Origin of the sequence: Streptomyces sp. NPDC051315 (genome assembly GCF_044455165.1) — a bacterium.
Lineage (GTDB): Bacteria > Actinomycetota > Actinomycetes > Streptomycetales > Streptomycetaceae > Streptomyces.
Genome location: NZ_JBITEN010000002.1, coordinates 430,532 through 451,679 on the forward strand (window position 1 = coordinate 430,532; position 21,148 = coordinate 451,679).

A 21,148-nucleotide genomic window follows, 5' to 3' on the forward strand; every position below is an offset into this window, starting at 1 on the left:
CCCACTGCGCGAATGATGACGATCCGTGATCAATGGCTAAGAATCCAGTGCGCCGCCGGGCCCGCCTACCCCTAGTCGCCCCTAGGTGGGCAGACGGGAATGTGACGACAGGGGCTAGGGCCCGGCATCGACATCCGCCGCGCCGGGCCCGAAGACCGGCCGTGCCCGCCGTCGGCCCCTACGGGGCCGGGCTAGCTCACGCCGAGTTCCTTGTCGATGAAGGCGAGGACGTCGTCGGCGCTGGCCTCCTCGAGACGGCTGGTGACGTCGGTGACGCCGGTGGCGTCCTCGGCCGGGCCGGTGGTCTCGGTGAGGCGGGAGGCGAGGGCCTGGAGGCGGGCGGCGAGCCGGTTGCGCTCGATGTCCTCCCGGGGGAGGTCGGGCACGACCGCTTCCAGCCGGTCCAGGTCGGCCAGGACCGCGGCGAGCGGGTCGGCGCCGGCACCGAGGAGCGCGGTCCGCAGATGGCGGGCGAGGGCGGTCGGCGTGGCGTGGTCGAAGACCAGGGTGGCCGGCAGGTCCAGGCCGAGCGCGGCGGAGAGGCGGTGGCGGTAGTCGACGGCGGTCATGGAGTCGAACCCGATGTCCTTGAAGGCGCGGCCGGGTTCGACGTCGTCGCGGTCGTAGCCGAGGACGCGGGCGGCGTGATCGCTGACCAGCTCCAGCAGGGCGCGCTCCTGGTCGCCTTCGGACAGCGCGGCCAGGCGTGCGGCGAACAACGCCTCGCGCCGCGCCCCGTCCCCCGGCCCGGACTCACCGGTACGGTCCCCCGGCGCGCCGGTGGCCTCGGGGAGGGCGCGCAGCAGCGGCCGGGGGCGGGCGAAACCGTAGGTGGCGGTGAAGCGGGGCCAGTCGAAGTCCCCCACGACGAGATGGGTCTCCCCGTCGTCCAGGGCCTGCCGGAGCACCTCCAGCGCGGGCTCGGGGTCCATCGGGGGGACGCCGGCGCGGCGCAGGGCGGCCTCGGCGTCGGCGTCGACCATGCCGCCGCGCCAGGGCCCCCAGGCGAGGGCGGTGGCGGCCAGGCCGCGGGCGCGGCGCCGGTGGGCGAGGGCGTCCAGGTGGGCGTTGCCGGCGGCGTAGGCGGCCTGTCCGGCGCTGCCCCAGACGGCGGCCCCCGAGGTGAAGAGGACGAAGGCGTCCAGCGGCCGGTCGGCGAGGAGTTCCTCGAGGTGGCGAGCGCCCTCGGTCTTGGAGCGGCTGATGTCGGCGAAGGCGTCCGGCGTCAGGTCCGTCAGGTCGACGGGTTCGTGCAGGACACCGGCGGCGTGCACCACGGCGGTCAGCGGCTGCTCCTCGGGTACGCCGTCCAGGAGGGCGGCGACCGCGTCACGGTCGGCGATGTCGCAGGCCACGACGGTGGCGTGGGCGCCCTGGGCGGTGAGTTCGGCGACCAGTTCGGCGGCACCGGGGGCCTCCGGGCCGCGTCGGCTCGTCAGGAGGAGGTGGCGGGCGCCACGGCCGACGAGCCATCGGGCGGTGTGGGCGCCGAGGGCACCGGTCCCGCCGGTGACCAGGACCGTGCCTCGGGGCTGCCACGCCCGTCCGCCGGCCCCGGGTCGAGGGGCCCGGACCATGCGCCGGCCGTATGTGCCGCCGGACCGTACGGCGACCTGGTCCTCGCCGCCCGGATCGGCCAGCAGGCCGGTGATCCGGTGGGCCAGTTCGGCGGCCGGGACGGTGTCGTCGGCGGGGACGTCGACGAGCCCGCCCCAGGTGTCCGGGTGGTCGAGGGCGAGGACGGTGCCGGTCCCCCACAGCTGGGCCTGGTCGCACCGGACGTCCTCCGTGGCGTCGACGGCGACGGCGCCGCTGGTGAGACACCAGAGAACGGCGGGTTCGGCCGCCCGGCGAACCGCCCTGACCAGCGCGTGGGTGGCCACGGCGCCCCGGGAGAGTCCCGCGTGGCGGGCGTGCGGGCCGTCGTCCAGGGCGAGCAGGGAGAGCACTCCGGCAGGTGTGCCGAGACGTCCCGTCGGCACCTCGAAGCCGGTGTCAGTGGCCCCGGTGGTGTCGGTGGTGTCGGTGGTGTCGCTGACGAGCACGGACGGGTGGCCGCCGCGTCGGGTGACGGCGTCGGCGAGGGCGGGCACGAGGGGATGGTCCTGGTGCGTGGCGGGCACCACGAGGAGCCAGGTGCCCGCGAGTTCGGGTTCTCCCGGCGCGGGGGCGACCGGATGCCAGGCGATCCGGTAGCGGAGGCGGTCCGGGTCGGCCGCGGACATCCCTGCGCCCTGCGTGGCGTCGAGCCAGTAGCGCTTGCGCTGGAAGGCGTAGGTGGGCAGGGGGACGCGGCTGACCGGGCCGGTGGAGGCGAACACGGCCTGCCAGTCGAGGGGGAGGCCGCTGGTGTGGAGCTGCCCGAGCGCACGCAGCAGGGACGCCGGCTCGGATTCCTGCCCCCGGGCGGTGGCCACGTGCACGGCGCCGTCCGCCTCGCTGCCGTCGGACGCGAGAGCGGTCAGCACGGGGGCCGGCCCGACCTCCAGGAAGCGGCGTACGCCCCGGGCGGCGAGGCCGCGCAGTCCGTCGTGGAAGCGGACGGTGCCGCGGACGTGGCGCACCCAGTAGTCGGGGTCGCGCAGGTCGGCGGGGTCGGCGAGGCGGCCGGTCACGTTCGACACGACGGGGATGACGGGCTCGTGGTAGGTGAGCTGTGCGGCGACCTTGCCGAACTCGGCGAGCATGGGGTCCATGAGCGGGGAGTGGAAGGCGTGGGAAACCTTCAGGCGGGTCGTGCGCGGGAAGTGTCCGGCCAGCTCGGTGACGGCGGCCTCGTCTCCGGAGATCACCACCGAGCGGGGCCCGTTGACGGCGGCGACCGCCACGTCGTCACGGCCGGCGAGGTGCTGCCGTACCTCCTCCTCCGTGGCCTGTACCGCGATCATGGCCCCGCCGGACGGCAGCGCGTCCATCAACCGCGCCCGGGCCGCGACCAGGGTCGCCGCGTCCGTCAGCGACAGCACACCCGCCACATGCGCGGCGGCCAGCTCACCGATCGAGTGACCGGCGACCACATCGGGGCGCACACCCCACGACTCCAGCAGCCGGTACAGGGCCACTTCGTAGGCGAACAGGGCCGGCTGCGTGAAGCCGGTGCGGTCCAGCCGTCCGTGGTCCCCCCACATCACCTCCCGCAACGGGAGGCCGAGCGCGTCGACCACCTCGTCCAGCGCGCGGGCGAAAACCGGGAAGGTGTCGTACAACTCCCGCCCCATCCCCGCCCGCTGGCTCCCCTGCCCCGAGAACAGCACGGCCGTACGGCCGGTGAGCGGTGAGGTGCCCGGCTGTTCGCCGGAGGCCACGGCGGCGAGCTCCCGCAGCAGTTCCTCCCGGCCGGACCCCACGACCACCGCCCGGCGGTCCATCGCGGCGCGGGTGGTGAGCGTGTAACCGATGTCCGCGGGGTGGAGGCGCGGGTGGCGGTCCAGGTGCTCGGCGAGCCGGGCGGCCTGGGCGCGCAGGGCGGCGTCGGTGCGGCCGGACAGCACCCACGGCACCGCTCGGGGCCCGGACCGTCCGGGCACCTCACCGGAATCCCGCTCCTCCCCCGCGTCCCCTTCGGCAGCGGCGGGCGGCGCCTCTTCGAGGATGACGTGGGCGTTGGTCCCGCTGATGCCGAACGACGACACGCCGGCGCGACGCGGGTGGCCGGCGCGTTCCCAGGGTCGGGCCTCGGTGAGGAGTTCCACCGCGCCCGCCGACCAGTCCACATGGGGCGACGGCTCGTCGACGTGCAGCGTCCGGGGCAGCACCCCGTGCCGCATCGCCATCACCATCTTGATCACGCCCGCGACGCCGGCCGCCGCCTGCGTATGCCCGATGTTCGACTTGACCGAGCCCAGCCACAGCGGCGGACGGTCCTGCGGCCGGTCGCGTCCGTAGGTGGCGAGGAGGGCGTCGGCCTCGATGGGATCGCCGAGGACGGTGCCGGTGCCGTGGGCCTCCACGGCGTCGACCTCGTCCGGGCCGACCCGGGCGTCGTGCAGCGCGTCCTCGATAACGCGGCGCTGGGCCGGTCCGTTGGGGGCGGTCAGGCCGTTGGAGGCGCCGTCCTGGTTGACCGCGGAGCCGCGGATGACGGCCAGTACCTCGTGGCCGTTGCGGCGGGCGTCGGAGAGGCGTTCCAGCAGGACCAGGCCGACACCCTCGGACCAGCCGGTGCCGTCGGCCGCGGCGGAGAACGCCTTGCAGCGGCCGTCGGCGGAGAGCGCGCGCTGCCGGCTGAACTCCACGAAGACGTCCGGGGTGCACATGACCGTGGCGCCGCCGGCGAGCGCGAGGGTGCACTCGCCCCGGCGGAGCGCGGCGCACGCCAGGTGGATGGTGACCAGGGAGGAGGAGCAGGTGGTGTCGATGGTGACGGCGGGGCCCCGCAGTCCGAAGGCGTAGGCGACCCGGCCCGACAGCACCGCGGCCGAGTTGCCGATCATCAGGTAGCCCTCGACGTCCTCCGGGACCCTGATCGGGCGGGTGCTGTAGTCGTGGTACATGGCGCCCGCGAAGACGCCGGTGCGGGTGTCGCGCAGGGAGAGCGGGTCGATGCCCGCGCCTTCCAGGGACTCCCAGGTGAGTTCCAGCAGCAGCCGCTGCTGGGGGTCCATGGCCAGGGCCTCGCGCGGGTTGATGCCGAACAGTTGGGCGTCGAAGTGGGCGATGTCGTCGAGGAATCCCCCGGCGTGGGCCCGGCTGGTGCCGGGGGCGTCCGGGTCGGGGTCGTGGAGCCCGTCCAGGTTCCAGCCCCGGTCGGCGGGGAACGGGGCCATGGCGTCGCGGCCGTCGGCGATCAGCTCCCACAGGTCGTCGGGGGTGCGGACGCCTCCGGGCATCCGGCAGCCCATGCCGACGACGGCGATCGGCTCGTGCTGGAGTTCCTCGGCCTCGCGCAGGCGGCGTCGGGTCTCGCGCAGGTCCGCCGTGGCGCGTCGGAGGTAGTCGCGCAGCTTGTCGTCGTTCGACATCTCGTTGGACATCGGTCCCACCGTTTCGTCAGGTGCCACAGTGCGTCAGAGCCCGAACTCGCTGTCGAGGACCCGGAAGAGTTCCTCGTCCGTGGCCGCCGCCAGGTCGTCGTCGAGCCGGTCGCCCGGCTGCGGACGGTCGCCGAGGCGGTCGCGGTCGCCGACACGGTCGTGCCAGGTGCGGAGGAGGGCCTCCAGGCGGCCGGTGATCCGGGTGGAGTCACCGTCGGCCGGCGACAGTGCGGCCAGGTCGGCCAGGGCGGCCTCCAGTCGGTCGACGTCGGCCAGCACCGAGCGGGAGGCCGCCGCCTCGTCCACGGCGAGTTCCCCGGTCAGGTGACGGGCCAGGGCGGCCGGGGTGGGGTGGTCGAAGACCACGGCGGCGGACAGGTGGAGTCCGGTGGCGGCCTTGAGCTGGTTGCGGAGTTCAATGCCCGCCAGCGAGTCGAAGCCGAGGTGCTGGAAGGTCGTCTCGGGGTCGATGGCGTCCGCTCCGGTGTGGCCGAGGACGGCTCCGACGTGCGCGCGCACCAGTTCGCCCACCACGTGGGCCCGTTCGCCGGCGGGCAGCCCCGCGAGGCGCTCGGCCAGCGCGCGCCCGCCCGCCGAACCGGCACCACCGCTGCCGGCACCACCGCTGCCGGTACGGGTGCGCCGGCGGGCGTGGCCGGGCACCAACCCGCGCAGGATGGCCTGCACGTCCGGTCCGGCGGCCCGCAGCGCGGCCGGGTCCAGCCGCACCGGGAGCAGGAGGGGCTCGTCGACGGCCAGGGCGGCGGTGAAGAGCCGCAGTCCGTCCTCGGCGGTCAGGGAACGGACTCCGCCGCGGCGCATCCGGGAGCGGTCCGCGTCGCCCATGCCGCGCGTCATGCCCACACCGCCGTGCCAGGGGCCCCAGGCCAGGGACCGGCCGGGAAGACCGAGGCCGCGGCGGTGGTGGGCCAGGGCGTCCAGGAAGGCGTTGGCGGCCGCGTAGTTGCCCTGCCCCGCCGCGCCGAGCACACCGGCGGCCGAGGAGAACAGCACGAAGCCGCCGAGGTCGTGGTCACGGGTCAGCTCGTGCAGGTACCACGCCGTGTCCGCCTTGGGCCGCAGGACGGCTTCGGTCTGCTCCCTGCTCAGGGCGCCGATCAGGGCGTTGTCCAGGACACCGGCCGCGTGGACGACGGCGGTCAGGGGCCGGTCGGCGGGGACGGTGGCCAGCAGCCCGGCGAGCGCGTCGCGGTCGCCGGTGTCGCAGGCCTCGACCCGGACCCGGGCGCCGAGAGCGGTGAGGTCCGCCACCAGTTCGGCGCAGCCGGGGGCGTCGGCGCCACGGCGGCCGACCAGCAGCAGGTTGCGCATCCGGTGGCCGGTGACCAGGTGACGGGCGACGAGTCGTCCGAGATCGCCCGTGCCTCCGGTGATGAGTACGGTGCCGTCGGGATTCCAGCCGTCGGTGCCGCTCACGGCATCGGTGATCCCGTCGTCGGCCGCCTCGACGCGTCCCAGTCTCGGCACGCGCAGTCCGCCCTCGCGCAGGGCGAGTTGCGGTTCGCCGCGAACCGCGGCCGCGGCCAGCACGGCGTGCGGGGTGTCCGGCGCCTCCTGGTCGAGCAGCACCACCCGGCCGGGTTCCTCCTCCTGCGCGGAGCGTACGAGTCCCCAGACCGCCGCCTGGACCAGCCCGGTCAGATCACGTTCGGCGTCCCTCTCGCCGCGTCCGCCGGCGCTGTCGCCGTCGTGGGTGCCGACCGCGCGGTGCGTCACCACGGCGAGCACGGAACCGGCCAGCCGGTCGTCGCCGAGCAGGATCCGCAACCCGGTGAGGGTGTGGTGCACGGCCGTGCGGACACCTGTGGGTACGTCCTCTGGTCCGGCGCCGGTCCCGGGGGGACGGCCGGCCGCCGTGACGGGAAGCAGGACGACGTCCGGCGTGCGCACCCGGCCCTCGGCGACCGCCTCGATCAGGGCGGCCGGGTCCGGGAAGCCGTCACCACCGGCTGCCGTCCCGCCCACCGTCACCCACGTGGGGGCGGAGCCGTGACCGGCCGTCTCCGGCTCCGGTACCGGGACCCAGCCCACCCGGTAGAGGGCAGCGCCGTCGCCGGACCGCGCCGACGTGCCGCGGTCGTGCGGTTCGGCGGGCAGGGACCGGGTCGACAGGGACCGTACCGAGACGACGGGCGCACCCGTGGAGTCGAAGGCGGCCAGGCCGTCACCGGTGAGACGGACCCGCAGCGCCGACGCGCCGGCGGCATGGACACGGACCCCGCTCCACGAGAAGGGGATCGACGGTCCGTCCCCGCCGTCCGCCGTGCTCCGGCCGGTGGTCACACCGGTCAGGTCGACGTGCAGGGCGGCGTCGAGCAGCGCCGGGTGCACGCCGTACGCTCCCCCGTCGATGAGCTGGTCCGGCAGGACGACCTCGGCGAACAGGTCCTCACCCCGCCGCCAGGCGGCGCGCAGCCCCTGGAAGGCGGGCCCGTAGCGGAGCCCGTGTTCGGCCAGCGCGTCGTAGAAGCCGGTGAGCGGGAGCGGCGTCGCGTCCTGCGGGGGCCAGGGCTCCGGACCCGGTGTCCCGGTGGACGCCGGCGCGTCGGCCGTGTCGGCGAGGACGCCACGTGCGTGCCGGGTCCAGAGCGCGTCCGCGATCTCGTGCTCGGGACGGGAGTGCACCTCCACAGGCCGCCGACCCGAGTCGTCGGGCTCCGCCACCGTCACCTGGACCATCAGCGCACCGCGCTCCGGGAGGACCAGCGGCACCTCGATGGTCAGCTCCTCCACGACCGGGCAGCCCACCTCGTCCCCCGCGCGGGCGGCCATCTCGACGAAGGCGGTGCCGGGCAGCAGTACGGCGCCCATCACGGCGTGGTCGGCCAGCCAGGGCTGGGCCTCCAGGGAGAGCCGGCCGGTGAGCGTGACGCCGTCACCGGCGGGCAGCGCCACCACGGCGCCCAGCAACGGGTGCTGCGCCGGTTCGAGACCGGCGGCGGAGACGTCCGCCGCCGCATCGAGGGAGTTGATCCAGAAACGCTGGTGCTGGAACGGATAGGTGGGCAGGCCGACCCGCCGGGCACCGCGTCCCTCGAACAGGGCCTCCCAGTCGACGGTGACGCCCCGGGTGTGCAAGTCACCGAGTGCGGACAGGAGCTGGCCGGTCTCCGGGCGGTCGCGGCGCTGGAGCGCGGTGACCTCGGCGTCGGGGGTGTCGGCGAGAGCGTCGTGGACCAGCCCGGAGAGCACCGCCTGCGGACCGACCTCCACGAAGGTCCGTACGCCCTGCTCCTCCAGCGCGGTGATGCCGTCGCCGAAGCGGACGGTGTCGCGGACGTGACGCACCCAGTAGTCGGGGTCGCGCAGGTCGGCGGGGTCGGCGAGGCGGCCGGTCACGTTCGACACGACCGGGATGACGGGCTCGTGGTAGGTGAGCTGTGCGGCGACCTTGCCGAACTCGGCGAGCATGGGGTCCATGAGCGGGGAGTGGAAGGCGTGGGAGACCTTCAGGCGGGTCGTGCGCGGGAAGTGCCGGGCCAGCTCGGTGACGGCGGCCTCGTCTCCGGAGATCACCACCGAGCGGGGCCCGTTGACGGCGGCGACCGCCACGTCGTCACGGCCGGCGAGGTGGTGCCGTACCTCTTCCTCCGTGGCCTGTACGGCGATCATGGCGCCGCCTGACGGCAGCGCGTCCATCAACCGCGCCCGGGCCGCGACCAGGGTCGCCGCGTCCGTCAGCGACAGCACACCGGTCACGTGGGCGGCGGCCAGCTCACCGATCGAGTGACCGGCGACCACATCGGGGCACACTCCCCACGACTCCAGCAGCCGGTTCAGGGCCACTTCGTAGGCGAACAGGGCCGGCTGCGTGAACCCCGTACGATCCAGCCTGTCGCCCTCGCTGTCCTCCCACATCACCTCCCGCAACGGCAGACCGAGCGCCTCGACCGCCTCGTCCAACGCGCGGGCGAAGACCGGGAAGGTGTCGTAGAACTCCCGCCCCATGCCTTCCCGTTGGCTGCCCTGGCCGGAGAAGACGAACGCCGTCTTCCCCGGCACCGGCGTCCCGCCGGACCGCTCACCGGAGGCGACAGCGGCCAGCCCCCGCAGCAGTTCCTCCCTGTCGGAGCCCACCACCACGGCCCGGTGCTCGAACACCGACCGTGTCGCGGCCAGCGAGAACCCCACATCCAACGGCGACAGCTCGTCCTGCTCGGCCACGTGCGCGGCCAGCCGCTCCGCCTGCGCCCGCAACGCGGCCTCACCGCGCCCGGACAGCACCCACGGCACCACCGGCAGCGCAGCGAGCGGTGGCTGTTCGTCGTGCGAGGGCTGTGCCGCGTCGGGGGTTTCCCCGGGGTCCGGGGCTTCTTCGAGGATGACGTGGGCGTTGGTGCCGCTGAAGCCGAAGGACGAGACACCGGCCCGGCGCGGGCGCCCGTTGCGCTCCCACGGCCGTGCCTCCATCAGCAGCTCCACCGCTCCCGCCGACCAGTCCACGTGCGGCGACGGTTCGTCCACGTGCAGGGTCCGGGGCAGGACCCCGTGCCGCATCGCCATCACCATCTTGATGATTCCGGCGACACCCGCCGCCGCCTGAGCGTGCCCGATGTTCGACTTCAGCGACCCCAGCCACAACGGCACGCCCGCACCCGCACCCTCACCCTCGCCGTCACCCGGCCGCTCCTGGCCATAGGTGGCCAGCAACGCCTGCGCCTCGATCGGGTCACCCAGCGTCGTTCCCGTACCGTGCGCCTCCACCGCGTCCACATCCGCCGCGCCCAGCCCCGCGGAGGCCAGCGCCTGCCGGATCACCCGCTGCTGCGACGGACCGTTCGGCGCCGTCAGCCCGTTGGAGGCGCCGTCCTGGTTGACGGCCGAGCCCCGCACCACCGCCAGCACCCGGTGCCCGTTGCGCCGCGCGTCCGACAGACGCTCAAGCACCAGCACCCCCACACCCTCCGACCAGCCCGTACCGTCCGCCGCAGCCGAGAACGCCTTGCAGCGGCCGTCCGGAGAAAGACCACGCTGACGACTGAACTCCACGAAGCTGTCGGGGGTCGCCATGACCGCGACACCGCCCGCCAGGGCGAGGGAACACTCGCCGTTGCGCAGCGCCTGGCCCGCCAGGTGGAGGCTGACCAGCGACGAGGAGCAGGCGGTGTCCACCGACATCGCGGGCCCCTCCAGGCCGAGGGTGTAGGAGACGCGGCCGGCCACGACGCTGCCGGAGCTGCGGCCGGTCAGGTAGTCGTGGTACATCACGCCGGCGAAGACACCGGTGGAGCTGCCCTTCAGCCCCGTCGGCCGGATGCCCGCGTGTTCCAGGGCCTCCCACGCGGTCTCCAGCAGCAGCCGCTGCTGCGGGTCCATGGCCAGGGCCTCGCGCGGGCTGATGCCGAAGAAGCCCGCGTCGAACCCGGCGGCGTCGTGCAGGAAGCCGCCGTGCCTGACGTAGCTGGTGTCCGGTCGGGACAGTTCGGGGTCGTAGAGACGTTCGACCTCCCAGCCGCGGTCGGCCGGGAACTCGGAGATGCCGTCGATGCCCTCCGCGACCAGCCGCCACAGGCCCTCGGGGCCGGTGACGCCGCCGGGGTAACGGCAGGCCATGCCGACGATGACGATCGGATCGTCGGTGGCGGCCGTCGCCCCCTGCGCTGCCGCAGCCGCCGTGGCAGCCGTGGTCGCCGCGGTGTCCGCACGGGCGCCGATCAGTTCCTCCATCAGCAGATCGGCGAGCGCCCGGGCGCTCGGATAGTCGAAGACGACGGTGGTGGGCAGCGGCACCCCGCTGACGATCTTCAGCCGGTTGCGCAGCTCCAGCGCGGTCAGCGAGTCGTAGCCGAGCTCCAGGAAGGCCCGGTCGGGATCGATCGGGTCGGGTGAGGAGTGACCGAGCACCCAGGCGGCGTGGCTGCGGACCAGGTCGAGCAGGGTGCGGCGGGCCCGGTCCTCGGGGAGTCCCGCCAACTGCCCGGCGAGACCTCCGACGCCGGGCGTGTCCGGTCCCGTCGTCGTGAGGGCACCCGCCGTCGGACGTGCCGGGCGGTGCGCGGCACGCGTGGCCGGACGCAGCAGGGGCGGTAGTTCGGTGCCGCCGCCGATCCAGGCGCCACGGCGCCGGGTGTGCAGGACGGCCGTGTTGAGGACGAGCGGGGCCAGCAGGTGGTGCTCGGTGGTGAGGGCCTGGTCGAACAGGGCGAACGCCTGGTGGGTCTTGATCGCGGGGACGCCCAGGGAGCGGATGCGGTTGAGGTCCACGTCGGTGAGCTGCGCGGTGAGTCCGACCGGCGGGTCCCAGGTGGCGTACGCGAGGGAGGTGGCGGGCAGGCCGTTCGCGCGGCGGTGCTGGGCGAGGGCGTCGAGGAAGACGTTGGCGGCCGCGTAGTCGCCCTGTCCCGCCGCCAGGATGAGGCCGCCGGACGAGGAGAACACGACGAACGCCGTCAGATCCAGGTCCCGGGTCAGGAGGTGCAGGTTCCAGGCGGCGTCGGCCTTGGGACGCATGACGCGTTCCATGGAGGCCGGGGTGAGGGTGGTGACGAGGCCGCCCTCGGCGATGCCGGCCGTGTGGACGACGCCCCTGAGGGGGCGGTCGGCGGGGATGGCGGCGAGCAGGGCGGCCAGGGCGTCCGAGTCGGCGACGTCACACGACTCGACACGAACCTCGGCGCCCGACTCGGCCAGCTCCGCCACGAGTTCCGCCGCGCCGTCCGCGGCCATGCCGCTGCGGCTGGTCAGCAGCAGGTGACGCACACCGTGCTCGGTGACCAGATGACGGGCGACCAGGGATCCCAGGCCGCCGGTGCCGCCGGTGATCAGCACCGTTCCGGCGGGGTCCCAGGGGGCGTCCGGCGAAGCATCCGCGCCGGGCTCGGTGGCGGTGAGGCGGGGCATCAGCGGACGGCCGTCGCGCAGGGCGAGTTCGCCTTCGTGGCTGCCGAGCGCCTCGGCCAGGACGGCCGGGTCGGGTTCCTCCCCGCCCGCGGCGGGGTCGAGGTCGACGAGGCCGAAGCGGCCGGGCATCTCCTCGGCGGCGGCCCGCACCAGACCCCAGACGGGGGCCTGCGCCAGGTCGGCGACGTCGGTCGCGCCGGGGCCCGCGCCGACCGCGCCTCTGGTGACGACGACCAGGCGGGTGGCGGCGAGGACGTCATGGGCCTGCCACTCCTGGAGCACGGGCAGGACGCGCCGGGTGAAGGAGCGCATCCGGTCGGGCGGGTACGGGGTGGACTCGGCCGAGTCGCCGAGGTGGTGGACGCAGTGGACGACGGCCTCGGGGAGCGGAGCGCCCTCGGCGACGGCGGCGACGAGCGCGGCCACGTCCGGGTAGGCGGGAACGTCGGGGCCGGCACCGAGAGGGTCCGGTCCCAGCGACGCCCAGGACGTCACCCCGGTGACCGGTCCGGGCACCGGCAGCCACTCCACCCGGTACAGCCCCTCGCGTTCCTCGCCCGTGCCACCACCGAGCCGGTCCGCCGAGACGGGGCGGGCGGTGATGTTCCGTACGTCAGCCACGGGAGCCCCCTGGGCGTCGGCGACCGTGACGGAGCCGCCGTCCGCGGAGACCCGCACCCGCAGCAGGGCGGCCCCGGTGGCGTGGAGCCGGACGCCGGTCCACGAGAACGGGATCGACGGGCTCTCCTCGCCCTCCTGCTCCTCCAGGATGCTGACGTGCAGGGCGGCGTCGAGCAGCGCCGGGTGCAGACCGAAGGCGGCCGCGTCGTCCAGGGCGCTGTCGGGGAGGGCCACTTCGGCGAACAGTTCTCCGTCACGCCGCCAGGCCGCGCGCAGGCCCTGGAAGACCGGTCCGTAGCCGAAGCCGCGTGCGGTGAGACGGTCGTAGAAACCGTCCGCGGGCAGCGGAACAGCACCTTCCGGGGGCCAGACCCGCAGGTCGGCTCGGGCCGTGGCCTCGGTGGGGGCGCCGGGAGCGAGCACGCCGGTGGCGTTGCGCGCCCATGGCTGGTCCACCGGCGCGGACTCCGGCCGGGAGTGGATGAGCAGCCGGCGGCTGCCGGAATCGTCCGGTCCCTCCACGACGACCTGTACGGCCACGCCCTCGTGCTCGGGGAGGACGAGCGGTGCCTGAATGGTCAGTTCGTCCAGGACCGGGCAGCCGATCTGGTCGCCGGCGTGCAGCGCGAGTTCCACGAAGGCGGTCCCCGGCAGGAGTGTGGTGCCCAGAACCGCGTGGTCGGCCAGCCAGGGGTGGGTGGTGAGGGAGAGACGGCCGGTCAGCACCACACCGTCGCTGCCGGGGAGCGGCAGCACGGCACCCAGCAACGGGTGCTGCGCGGGGCGCTGCCCCAGACCGGAGGGGTCACCCCCGGAGGCCACGGCATCCAGCCAGAAACGTTCACGCTGGAAGGGGTAGGTGGGCAGGTCGACGGTGCGGGCACCGCGCCCGGTGAAGACCGCATGCCAGTCGACGGTGGCACCTCGGGTGTGCAGGTCGCCGAGGGCGGTGAGAAGTTGACCGGTCTCGGGGCGGTCGCGTCGTTGGGCGGCGATGAACTCCGCTGCGTCGGTGGCGCCGAGTCCGGCCAGCACGGCCTGCGGTCCGATCTCGATGAGGGTGCGTGTGCCGTGTTCTTCCAGCGCGGTGATGCCGTCGTGGAAGCGGACGGTGTCGCGGACGTGGCGCACCCAGTAGTCGGGGTCGCGCAGGTCGGCGGGGTCGGCGAGGCGGCCGGTCACGTTCGACACCACGGGGATCCGGGGTTCGTGATAGGTCAGCCCGGCCGCCACCTCACCGAACTCCGCCAGCATCGGGTCCATCAGCGGGGAGTGGAAGGCGTGGGAGACCTTCAGACGGGTCGTGCGCTCGAACGCTGCCGCGACCTCCGCCACAGCGCTCTCCTCGCCCGAGATCACCACCGAGCGCGGGCCGTTGACGGCGGCGACCGCCACCTCCTCACGGCCGGCGAGGTGGTGCCGTACCTCTTCCTCCGTGGCCTGTACGGCGATCATGGCCCCGCCGGACGGCAGCGCGTCCATCAACCGCGCCCGGGCCGCGACCAGGGTCGCCGCGTCCGTCAGCGACAGCACACCGGCCACGTGGGCGGCGGCCAGCTCACCGATCGAGTGACCGGCGACCACATCCGGGCGCACACCCCACGACTCCAGCAACCGGAACAGGGCCACTTCGTAGGCGAACAAGGCCGGCTGCGTGAACCCCGTACGGTCCAGCCGTCCGTCGTCGTCCCACATCACCTCTTTCAGAGGCAGACCGAGCGCCTCGACCGCCTCGTCCAGCGCACGGGCGAAAACCGGGAAGGTGTCGTACAACTCCCGCCCCATCCCCGCCCGCTGGCTCCCCTGTCCGGAGAAGACGAACGCCGTCTTCCCCTGCACCGGCGTCCCGCCGGACCGCTCACCGGAGGCCACAGCGGCCAGCCCCCGCAGCAGTTCCTCCCTGTCGGAACCCACCACCACCGCCCGGTGCTCGAACACCGACCGTGTCACGGCCAGCGAGAACCCCACATCCAACGGCGACAGCTCGTCCCGCTCCGCCACGTGCACGGCCAGCCGCTCCGCCTGTGCCCGCAACGCGGCCTCACCGCGCCCGGACAGCACCCACGGCACCACCGGCAACGGAACGGAAGGCGGCTGCTCCCGCTCCTCCTCCGCCACCGGGCCCACGGGCGGTTCCTCAAGGATCACGTGGGCGTTGGTGCCACTGATACCGAAGGACGACACCCCCGCCCGGCGCGGGCGCCCGTTGCGCTCCCACGGCCGCGCCTCCGTCAGCAGCTCCACCGCTCCCGCCGACCAGTCCACGTGCGGCGACGGCTCGTCGACGTGCAGGGTCCGGGGCAGGACCCCGTGCCGCATCGCCATCACCATCTTGATGATTCCGGCGACACCCGCCGCCGCCTGAGCGTGCCCGATGTTCGACTTCAGCGACCCCAGCCACAACGGCACACCCGCACCCGCACCCCCACCCTCGCCATCACCCGGCCGCTCCTGGCCATAGGTGGCCAGCAACGCCTGCGCCTCGATCGGGTCACCCAACACCGTCCCCGTACCGTGCGCCTCCACCGCGTCCACATCCGCCGCCGTCAGTCCGGCGGAGGCCAGCGCCTGCCGGATCACCCGCTGCTGCGACGGACCGTTCGGCGCGGTGAAACCGCTGGAGGCGCCGTCCTGGTTGACGGCCGAGCCCCGCACCACCGCGAGCACCCGGTGCCCGTTGCGCTGGGCGTCCGACAGACGCTCAAGCACCAGCACCCCCACACCCTCCGACCAGCCCGTTCCGTCGGCGGCCGCCGAGAACGCCTTGCAGCGGCCGTCCGGGGAGAGGGCGCGCTGACGGCTGTACTCCACGAACATGTTGGGCTGGGTCATCACGGTCACGCCGCCGACGAGGGCGAGGGAGCACTCGTCGCGTCGTAGTGCCTGGCCCGCGAGATGCAGGCTGACCAGGGAGGAGGAGCAGGCGGTGTCGACCGAGACGGCCGGGCCCTCCAGGCCCAGGGTGTAGGAGACGCGGCCGGAGACGATGCTGGCGACGCTGCCCGCCGCGAGGTACGCCTCCAGGTCCTTGGGGACGGCGGCCTGACCGGAGCCGTAGTCGCAGTACATGACGCCGCCGAAGACCCCGGTGCGGCTGCCCCGCAGGGTCGCCGGGTCGATGCCGGCTCCTTCGAGTGCCTCCCAGGCGGTCTCCAGCAGCAGCCGCTGTTGCGGGTCCATGGCCAGGGCCTCGCGCGGGCTGATGCCGAAGAAGCCCGCGTCGAACTCGGCGGCGCGGTCGAGGAATCCTCCGTCCCGCACGTAGCTCTTGCCGGGCTTGTCGGGATCGGGGTCGTACAGGCCGTCGAGGTCCCAGCCGCGCTCGCGCGGGAACGGGGTGATGCCGTCCCGGCCCTCGGCGACGAGTTCCCACAGCTCGTCGGGGCTGGTGACCCCGCCGGGCAGCCGGCAGCTCATGCCGACGACGGCGAGGGGCTCGCGCTCCGCCTGTTCGGTTTCCTGCAGACGCCGACGAGCCTCGCGGAGATCGGCCGTGGTCCGCTTGAGGTAATCGAGAAGCTTCTCTTCGTTCGACATCCGCACACCTGCCTACTCGGTACATGGAGGGGCCAGGCGTCGCGGACCCGGCCCGTCGTGGCACGGCCGCCTCCGGCAGCCGGCGTTCCCGTCGTCTCAGTCCGTCGTGCTCGGGCCGTCGTCCGCACCGCCGGTCTCGACGGCCCAGCGGACGATGCGGCAGATGCCGTCGATCTCCTCCTCGCCGATGACTTCGCCGGTCGGCAGCGCCAGGACCCGCTCGGCCAGTGCCTCGGACCGCGGCAGCGGCAGGGGGGCGTGGACCTCGGGCCGGTCGCTGTAGGGGGCGAGTTGGTGACAGCTGGGGTGGAAGTAACGGCGGGAGAGCACGTTGTGGCGTTCCAGCACGGCGTGCACGCGGTCCGCGTGGACACCGGCCCGGGCCTGGTCGACCTCGATGACCACGTACTGGTGGTTGGCGCGCTCCCCCGGCGCCTGCTGCCGCACCGAGACGCCGGGCAGACCGGCGAGGCCGTGCTCGTAGCGCCGGTGGTTGCGGGTGTTGTGGTCGATCAGGGTGTCGATGCGTTCCAGGGAGACCAGCCCCATGGCCGCGCTGCCCTCGCTCATCTTGGCGTTGGTGCCGGCGGAGACCACCTCGCGGTCGTCGCCGATGCCGAAGTTGCTCATGGCGCGGGCGCGTCGGGCGACCTCCGGGTCGTCGGTGACCAGGGCGCCGCCCTCGAAGCTGTTGATGAACTTGGTGGCGTGGAAGGAGAAGACCTCGGCGCTGCCGAAGGCGCCGATCGGGCGCCCGTGGTGGGTGGAGCCGAGGCCGTGGGCGGCGTCGAACAGCAGGGGCAGCCGGTGCCGGTCGGCGAGGTCGGTCAGTTCGTCGATCGGGCAGGGCCGGCCGAAGGCGTGCACGCCGAGGATGGCGCCGGTCGCGGGCCCGACGAGCTTCTCGGCGTGCGCCGGGTCGATGCCGGCGCTCTCCTCGTCGATGTCGCAGAAGACGGGCGTGAGGCCGATCCAGTCGAGCGCGTGCGGGGTGGCCACCCAGGTGAAGGCCGGGACGATCACCTCGGCACCGGGCCGGACACCGGTGGCGCGGGCCGCGAGCTGGAGGGCGACGGTCGCGTTGCAGGTCGCCACGCAGTGGGCGGTGCCGGCCAGCGCGGCGACCCTCTTCTCGAGTTCGCGCACCAGCGGGCCGCTGCTCAGCCACCGGCGGTTCAGCGCGTCGTCGATTTTTTCCCGGAGTTGTTCACGGTCTCCGATATTGGGGCGGCCGACATGCAGCGGTTCGCGGAATACGGGAAGTCGGGACACGGAGGGGAGCGTAAAGAGCGGGATCGCACGGTGTTAACCCCTACCCCTTCCGGGCCACCCCCTATGCTGTGCCGCCGTCGCGGTGGCCGATCACACGGCGGCCGGAGAGCACCCCTATTTCTCGCCGGAACACGCTGACCGTGGACGGGTGCGGTATTTCCCGGGGTTCTGGAGCATTCCCAGTGCCGTCTTCCCATTATTAGGCTCCCCGGCGAATGGGAAAGGCACGACCGAAGGGGATCTCCCATGGCCCATGTATTTCCCGCGGTGGCGCCGCCGTTGAGACCGCCCGACCGTGAGAGCGCGGTGCGCACCGCCGCCCGGATAGCCGAGTCGGCGCTCGCGGTGGAGGGCGTGGCCACGGGCGACCGGGAGTTCTGGGACTGGTACGCGGGGCGGGTGCGCGAGGACGTCGCCGAGGTGCGCAGGATTCCGCTGGCCGAGCTGTCCGGGTGGCGCAGCGAGCCGGGCACGGGCAACCTCGTGCACGATTCGGGCCGGTTCTTCTCGGTGGAGGGGCTGGCGGCCGAGGACGCGGAGGGTGGCGTCCCGGGCTGGGACCAGCCGGTCATCCGGCAATCGGAGATCGGTGTCCTGGGCCTGGTCGCCAAGGAGTTCGGCGGGGTGCTGCACTTCCTGATGCAGGCCAAGAACGAGCCGGGCAACCACAACGGGGTGCAGCTGTCGCCCACCGTGCAGGCGACCCGCAGCAACTACACGCGTGTGCACCGGGGCGGCGCGGTGCCGTACCTGGAGTTCTTCCAGCGGGCGGACCGGCACCGTGTGCTGGCGGACTCGCTCCAGTCGGAGCAGGGATCGTGGTTCTCCCGGAAGCGGAACCGAAACATCGTGGTGGAGGTGGCGGACGACATCGAGGTCCGGGAGAACTTCCGGTGGCTCACGCTGGGGCAGATCCACCGGCTGCTGGCCGAGGACGACGTGATCAACATGGACTCCCGGTCGGTGCTCGCCTGTCTGCCGTTCGGCGGGGCCGACGCGACGGCGGTGCCGCCGGTCGGCGGCGGGCCGCAGGCGGCGCTGCTGCGGTCCTGCGCCGACGGGACGGGTGCCTTGCACACCGCCGGGGAGATCCTGAGCTGGCTGGCCGGCCTGCGGGCGGGGAGCGGGCTGTCGGTGCGGCGGGTGCCGTTGGACGAGGTGCGGGGCTGGAAGCGCACCGAGGAGTCCGTGGCCCACGAGGACGGGCGGTTCTTCCGGGTGATCGGGGTGGATGTGCGGGCCGCGGGCCGCGAGGTGCGGCGGTGGACGCAGCCGCTGATCGAGCCGGTCGCGCAGGGCGTGGTGGCGTTCCTGGTCGCCGAGTTGGGAGGGGTGGTGCACGCCCTGGTCAACGCCCGTACGCAGCCGGGCCTGGTCGACAGGGTGGAGCTGGCGCCGACGGTGCAGTGCGTGCCGTCGAACTACCCGCTGGAGGCGAGGCCGCCGCATCTGCGTTTCCTGGACGAGGTGGTGGGCGCACCGGCGGAGCGCGTCCGTTTCGACAGCCGGCTGTCGGAGGAGGGGGGACGGTTCCACCACGCCGTCAACCGCTATCTGATCGTCGACTGGCACGGCGACCACCGCATCGAGGACGAGACGTTCCGCTGGGTGGCCCTGCACCAGCTCGCCGGGCTGCTCCGGCACGGTCACTACGTCAACATCGAGGCCCGCAGTCTGATCGCCTGCCTGCACAGTCTGACCGGTGGCAGCAGGACGACCGGCGCGGGCGAGGAGGTCTCGGCAGGATGACCGCAACGGGTGACAGGGGCGGGGACGCCATGGCGTACACGCGGCTGGGGCGGACGGCGCTGGAGGTGAGCCGGCTGTGCCTGGGCACGCTCAACCTGGGCGTGCGGACCACGCGTGACGAGGCGTTCGCGCTGATGGACGAGGCGCTGGAGCGCGGTGTCAACTTCTTCGACACCGCCGACCAGTACGGCTGGCAGCGGCACAAGGGGTTCACCGAGGAACTGATCGGCGCGTGGTTCGCCCTGGGCGGCGGACGGCGCGAGCGGGTGGTGCTGGGCACGAAGGTGTTCAACCCGATGAGCGACCTGCCCAACGACCGGGGGCTGTCGGCCCGGCACATCATCGCCGCGTGCGAGGACTCGCTGCGGCGGCTGGGGACGGACTGGATCGACCTGTACCAGATGCACCACGTGGACCGTGCGGCCTCCTGGGAGGAGGTGTGGCAGGCCATGGAGGTGCTGGTCCAGCAGGGCAAGATCCGTTACGTGGGGTCGTCCAACTTCGCGGGCTGGCATCTGGCGGCGGCGCAGGAGGCGGCGAACCGGCGGCACTTCCTGGGCATCGTCTCCGAGCAGTGCGTGTACAACCTGGTGACCCGGTACGTGGAACTGGAGCTGGTGCCGGCCGCGCAGGCGTACGGGGTCGGGGTGCTGGTCTGGTCGCCGCTGCACGGCGGGCTGCTGGGCGGAGCGCTGCGCAAGCTGGCCGACGGCACCGCGGTGAAGACGGCGCAGGGCCGGGCCGTGGTGGCGCTGGAGCAGCACCGGGACGCGGTGACGGGCTACGAGAAGCTGTGTGCGGAGGCGGGACTGGATCCGGCGGAGGTCGGGCTGGCCTGGGTGCTGAACCGGCCGGGGGTGACCTCGGTGGTGGTCGGCCCCCGCACCGTCGCGCAGTTGGACGGCGCCCGGCGGGCGCTCGACCTGCGGCTGGACGAGGGTCTGGTGGCCGCGCTGGAGGAGCTGTTCCCGCCGCTGGGCAACGGCGGCCCCGGACCGGAGGCGTGGGCGTGGTGACGCGGGTGCTGGTGACGGGAGGGGCCGGGTTCATCGGCTCGCACTATGTGCGGACCCTGCTCACCGGGGGCTTCCCGGCGTGGGCGGGTGCCGAGGTGACGGTCCTGGACAAGCTGGCGTACTCGGGGAACCTGGCGAACCTCGAGCCGGTGGCGGGCGGTTACGCCTTCGTGCAGGGGGACATCTGCGACAGCGAGCTGCTGGCGTCGCTGGTACCGGGTCACGACGTGGTGGTCAACTTCGCCGCCGAGACCCATGTGGACCGGTCGATCACGGCGGCGGACGTGTTCGCGCTGACCAACGTGGTGGGCACGCACCGGCTGGCCGCGGCGTGTCTGGAGGCGGGGGCGCGGCTGGTGCACGTGTCGACGGACGAGGTGTACGGCTCGATCGAGACGGGTTCGTGGACGGAGGAGGCGCCGCTGTCGCCCAACTCGCCGTACGCGGCGGCCAAGGCCGGCGGGGACGTGCTGGCGCTGTCGTACGCGCGCACCCACGGGCTGGATGTGCGGGTCACCCGGTGCGGCAACAACTACGGTCCCTACCAGTTCCCGGAGAAGGTGATCCCGCTGTTCGTGACCCGTCTGCTGGAGCGGTGTCCGGTGCCGCTGTACGGGGACGGGCTGAACGTGCGGGACTGGATCCACGTGGACGACCACTGCCGGGGCATCCAGCTCGTGGCCGAGCGGGGCGCGCCGGGCGAGGTGTACCACATCTCGGGTGCGACGGAACTGACCAACCTGGAGCTGACCGGACTGCTGCTGCGGGCCCTGGACGCGGGCTGGGAGATGGTGCGGCGGGTGCCGGACCGCAAGGGCCACGACCGGCGGTACTCCCTGGACGACGGCAGGCTGCGGGCGTTGGGCTTCCGCCCGGCGACCCGCTTCGAGGACGGCCTGGCCGCGACGGTGCGGTGGTACGTCGACAACCCGGCCTGGTGGAAGCCGCTGCGCGACAGCCTGCCGCAGGCCTGAGCCTGCCGGACGGGTGGCGGGCGGGGGGGGGGGGGGGGGGGGGGGGGGGGGGGGGGGGGGGCGGCCGCGCGCGGGGGGGGGGGGGGGGGGGGGGGGGGGGGGGGGGGGGGGGGGGGGGGGGGGGGGGGGGGCGGGGGGGGGCGCG

At 73.8% G+C, this 21,148-nt stretch carries 6 protein-coding genes; 3 read left to right on the plus strand and 3 right to left on the minus strand.

Annotated features, from left to right (window positions below):
- Window positions 1–191 precede the first annotated feature (191 nt).
- From ACIBBD_RS04990 to ACIBBD_RS05000, 3 genes are all read right to left on the minus strand, one after another.
- Window positions 192–5,000, minus strand: a complete 4,809-nt coding sequence (locus tag ACIBBD_RS04990) for an SDR family NAD(P)-dependent oxidoreductase (RefSeq protein ID WP_399417881.1) — start codon at window positions 4,998–5,000, stop codon at window positions 192–194.
- A 6-nt stretch (window positions 5,001–5,006) separates the two neighbouring features.
- The gene (locus ACIBBD_RS04995) at window positions 5,007–15,992 is read right to left on the minus strand and encodes an SDR family NAD(P)-dependent oxidoreductase (protein WP_399417882.1); all 10,986 of its coding nucleotides are present in this window, start codon (window positions 15,990–15,992) and stop codon (window positions 5,007–5,009) included.
- A 96-nt stretch (window positions 15,993–16,088) separates the two neighbouring features.
- Entirely contained in the window at window positions 16,089–17,264 is a 1,176-nt protein-coding gene (locus ACIBBD_RS05000) for a DegT/DnrJ/EryC1/StrS family aminotransferase (protein WP_399417883.1), read from the minus strand.
- 246 nt (window positions 17,265–17,510) lie between these two features.
- Between ACIBBD_RS05000 and ACIBBD_RS05005 the strand changes: the two genes are divergently transcribed.
- The 3 genes from ACIBBD_RS05005 to rfbB are packed head-to-tail and all read left to right on the plus strand — an operon-like array spanning window position 17,511 to window position 21,003.
- A complete protein-coding gene (locus tag ACIBBD_RS05005; RefSeq protein WP_399417884.1) occupies window positions 17,511–19,013 on the plus strand; it encodes an NDP-hexose 2,3-dehydratase family protein in 1,503 nt (500 codons plus the stop codon).
- Between the two features lie 29 nt (window positions 19,014–19,042).
- Window positions 19,043–20,029, plus strand: coding sequence for an aldo/keto reductase (locus ACIBBD_RS05010; RefSeq protein ID WP_399418134.1), 987 nt, complete (start codon window positions 19,043–19,045; stop codon window positions 20,027–20,029).
- The gene (gene rfbB / locus ACIBBD_RS05015) at window positions 20,023–21,003 is read left to right on the plus strand and encodes a dTDP-glucose 4,6-dehydratase (protein ID WP_399418135.1); all 981 of its coding nucleotides are present in this window, start codon (window positions 20,023–20,025) and stop codon (window positions 21,001–21,003) included. The genes ACIBBD_RS05010 and rfbB overlap by 7 nt, the downstream gene beginning before the upstream one ends.
- Window positions 21,004–21,148: the final 145 nt, after the last annotated feature.

What these genes read in the sequence shown, in the direction of transcription:
- ACIBBD_RS04995 (WP_399417882.1), bottom strand. Translation starts at nt 15,992, where the DNA reads ATGTCGAACGAAGAGAAGCTTCTCGATTACCTCAAGCGGACCACGGCC.
- ACIBBD_RS05005 (WP_399417884.1), top strand. Translation starts at nt 17,511, where the DNA reads ATGGCCCATGTATTTCCCGCGGTGGCGCCGCCGTTGAGACCGCCCGAC.
- ACIBBD_RS05010 (WP_399418134.1), top strand. Translation starts at nt 19,043, where the DNA reads ATGGCGTACACGCGGCTGGGGCGGACGGCGCTGGAGGTGAGCCGGCTG.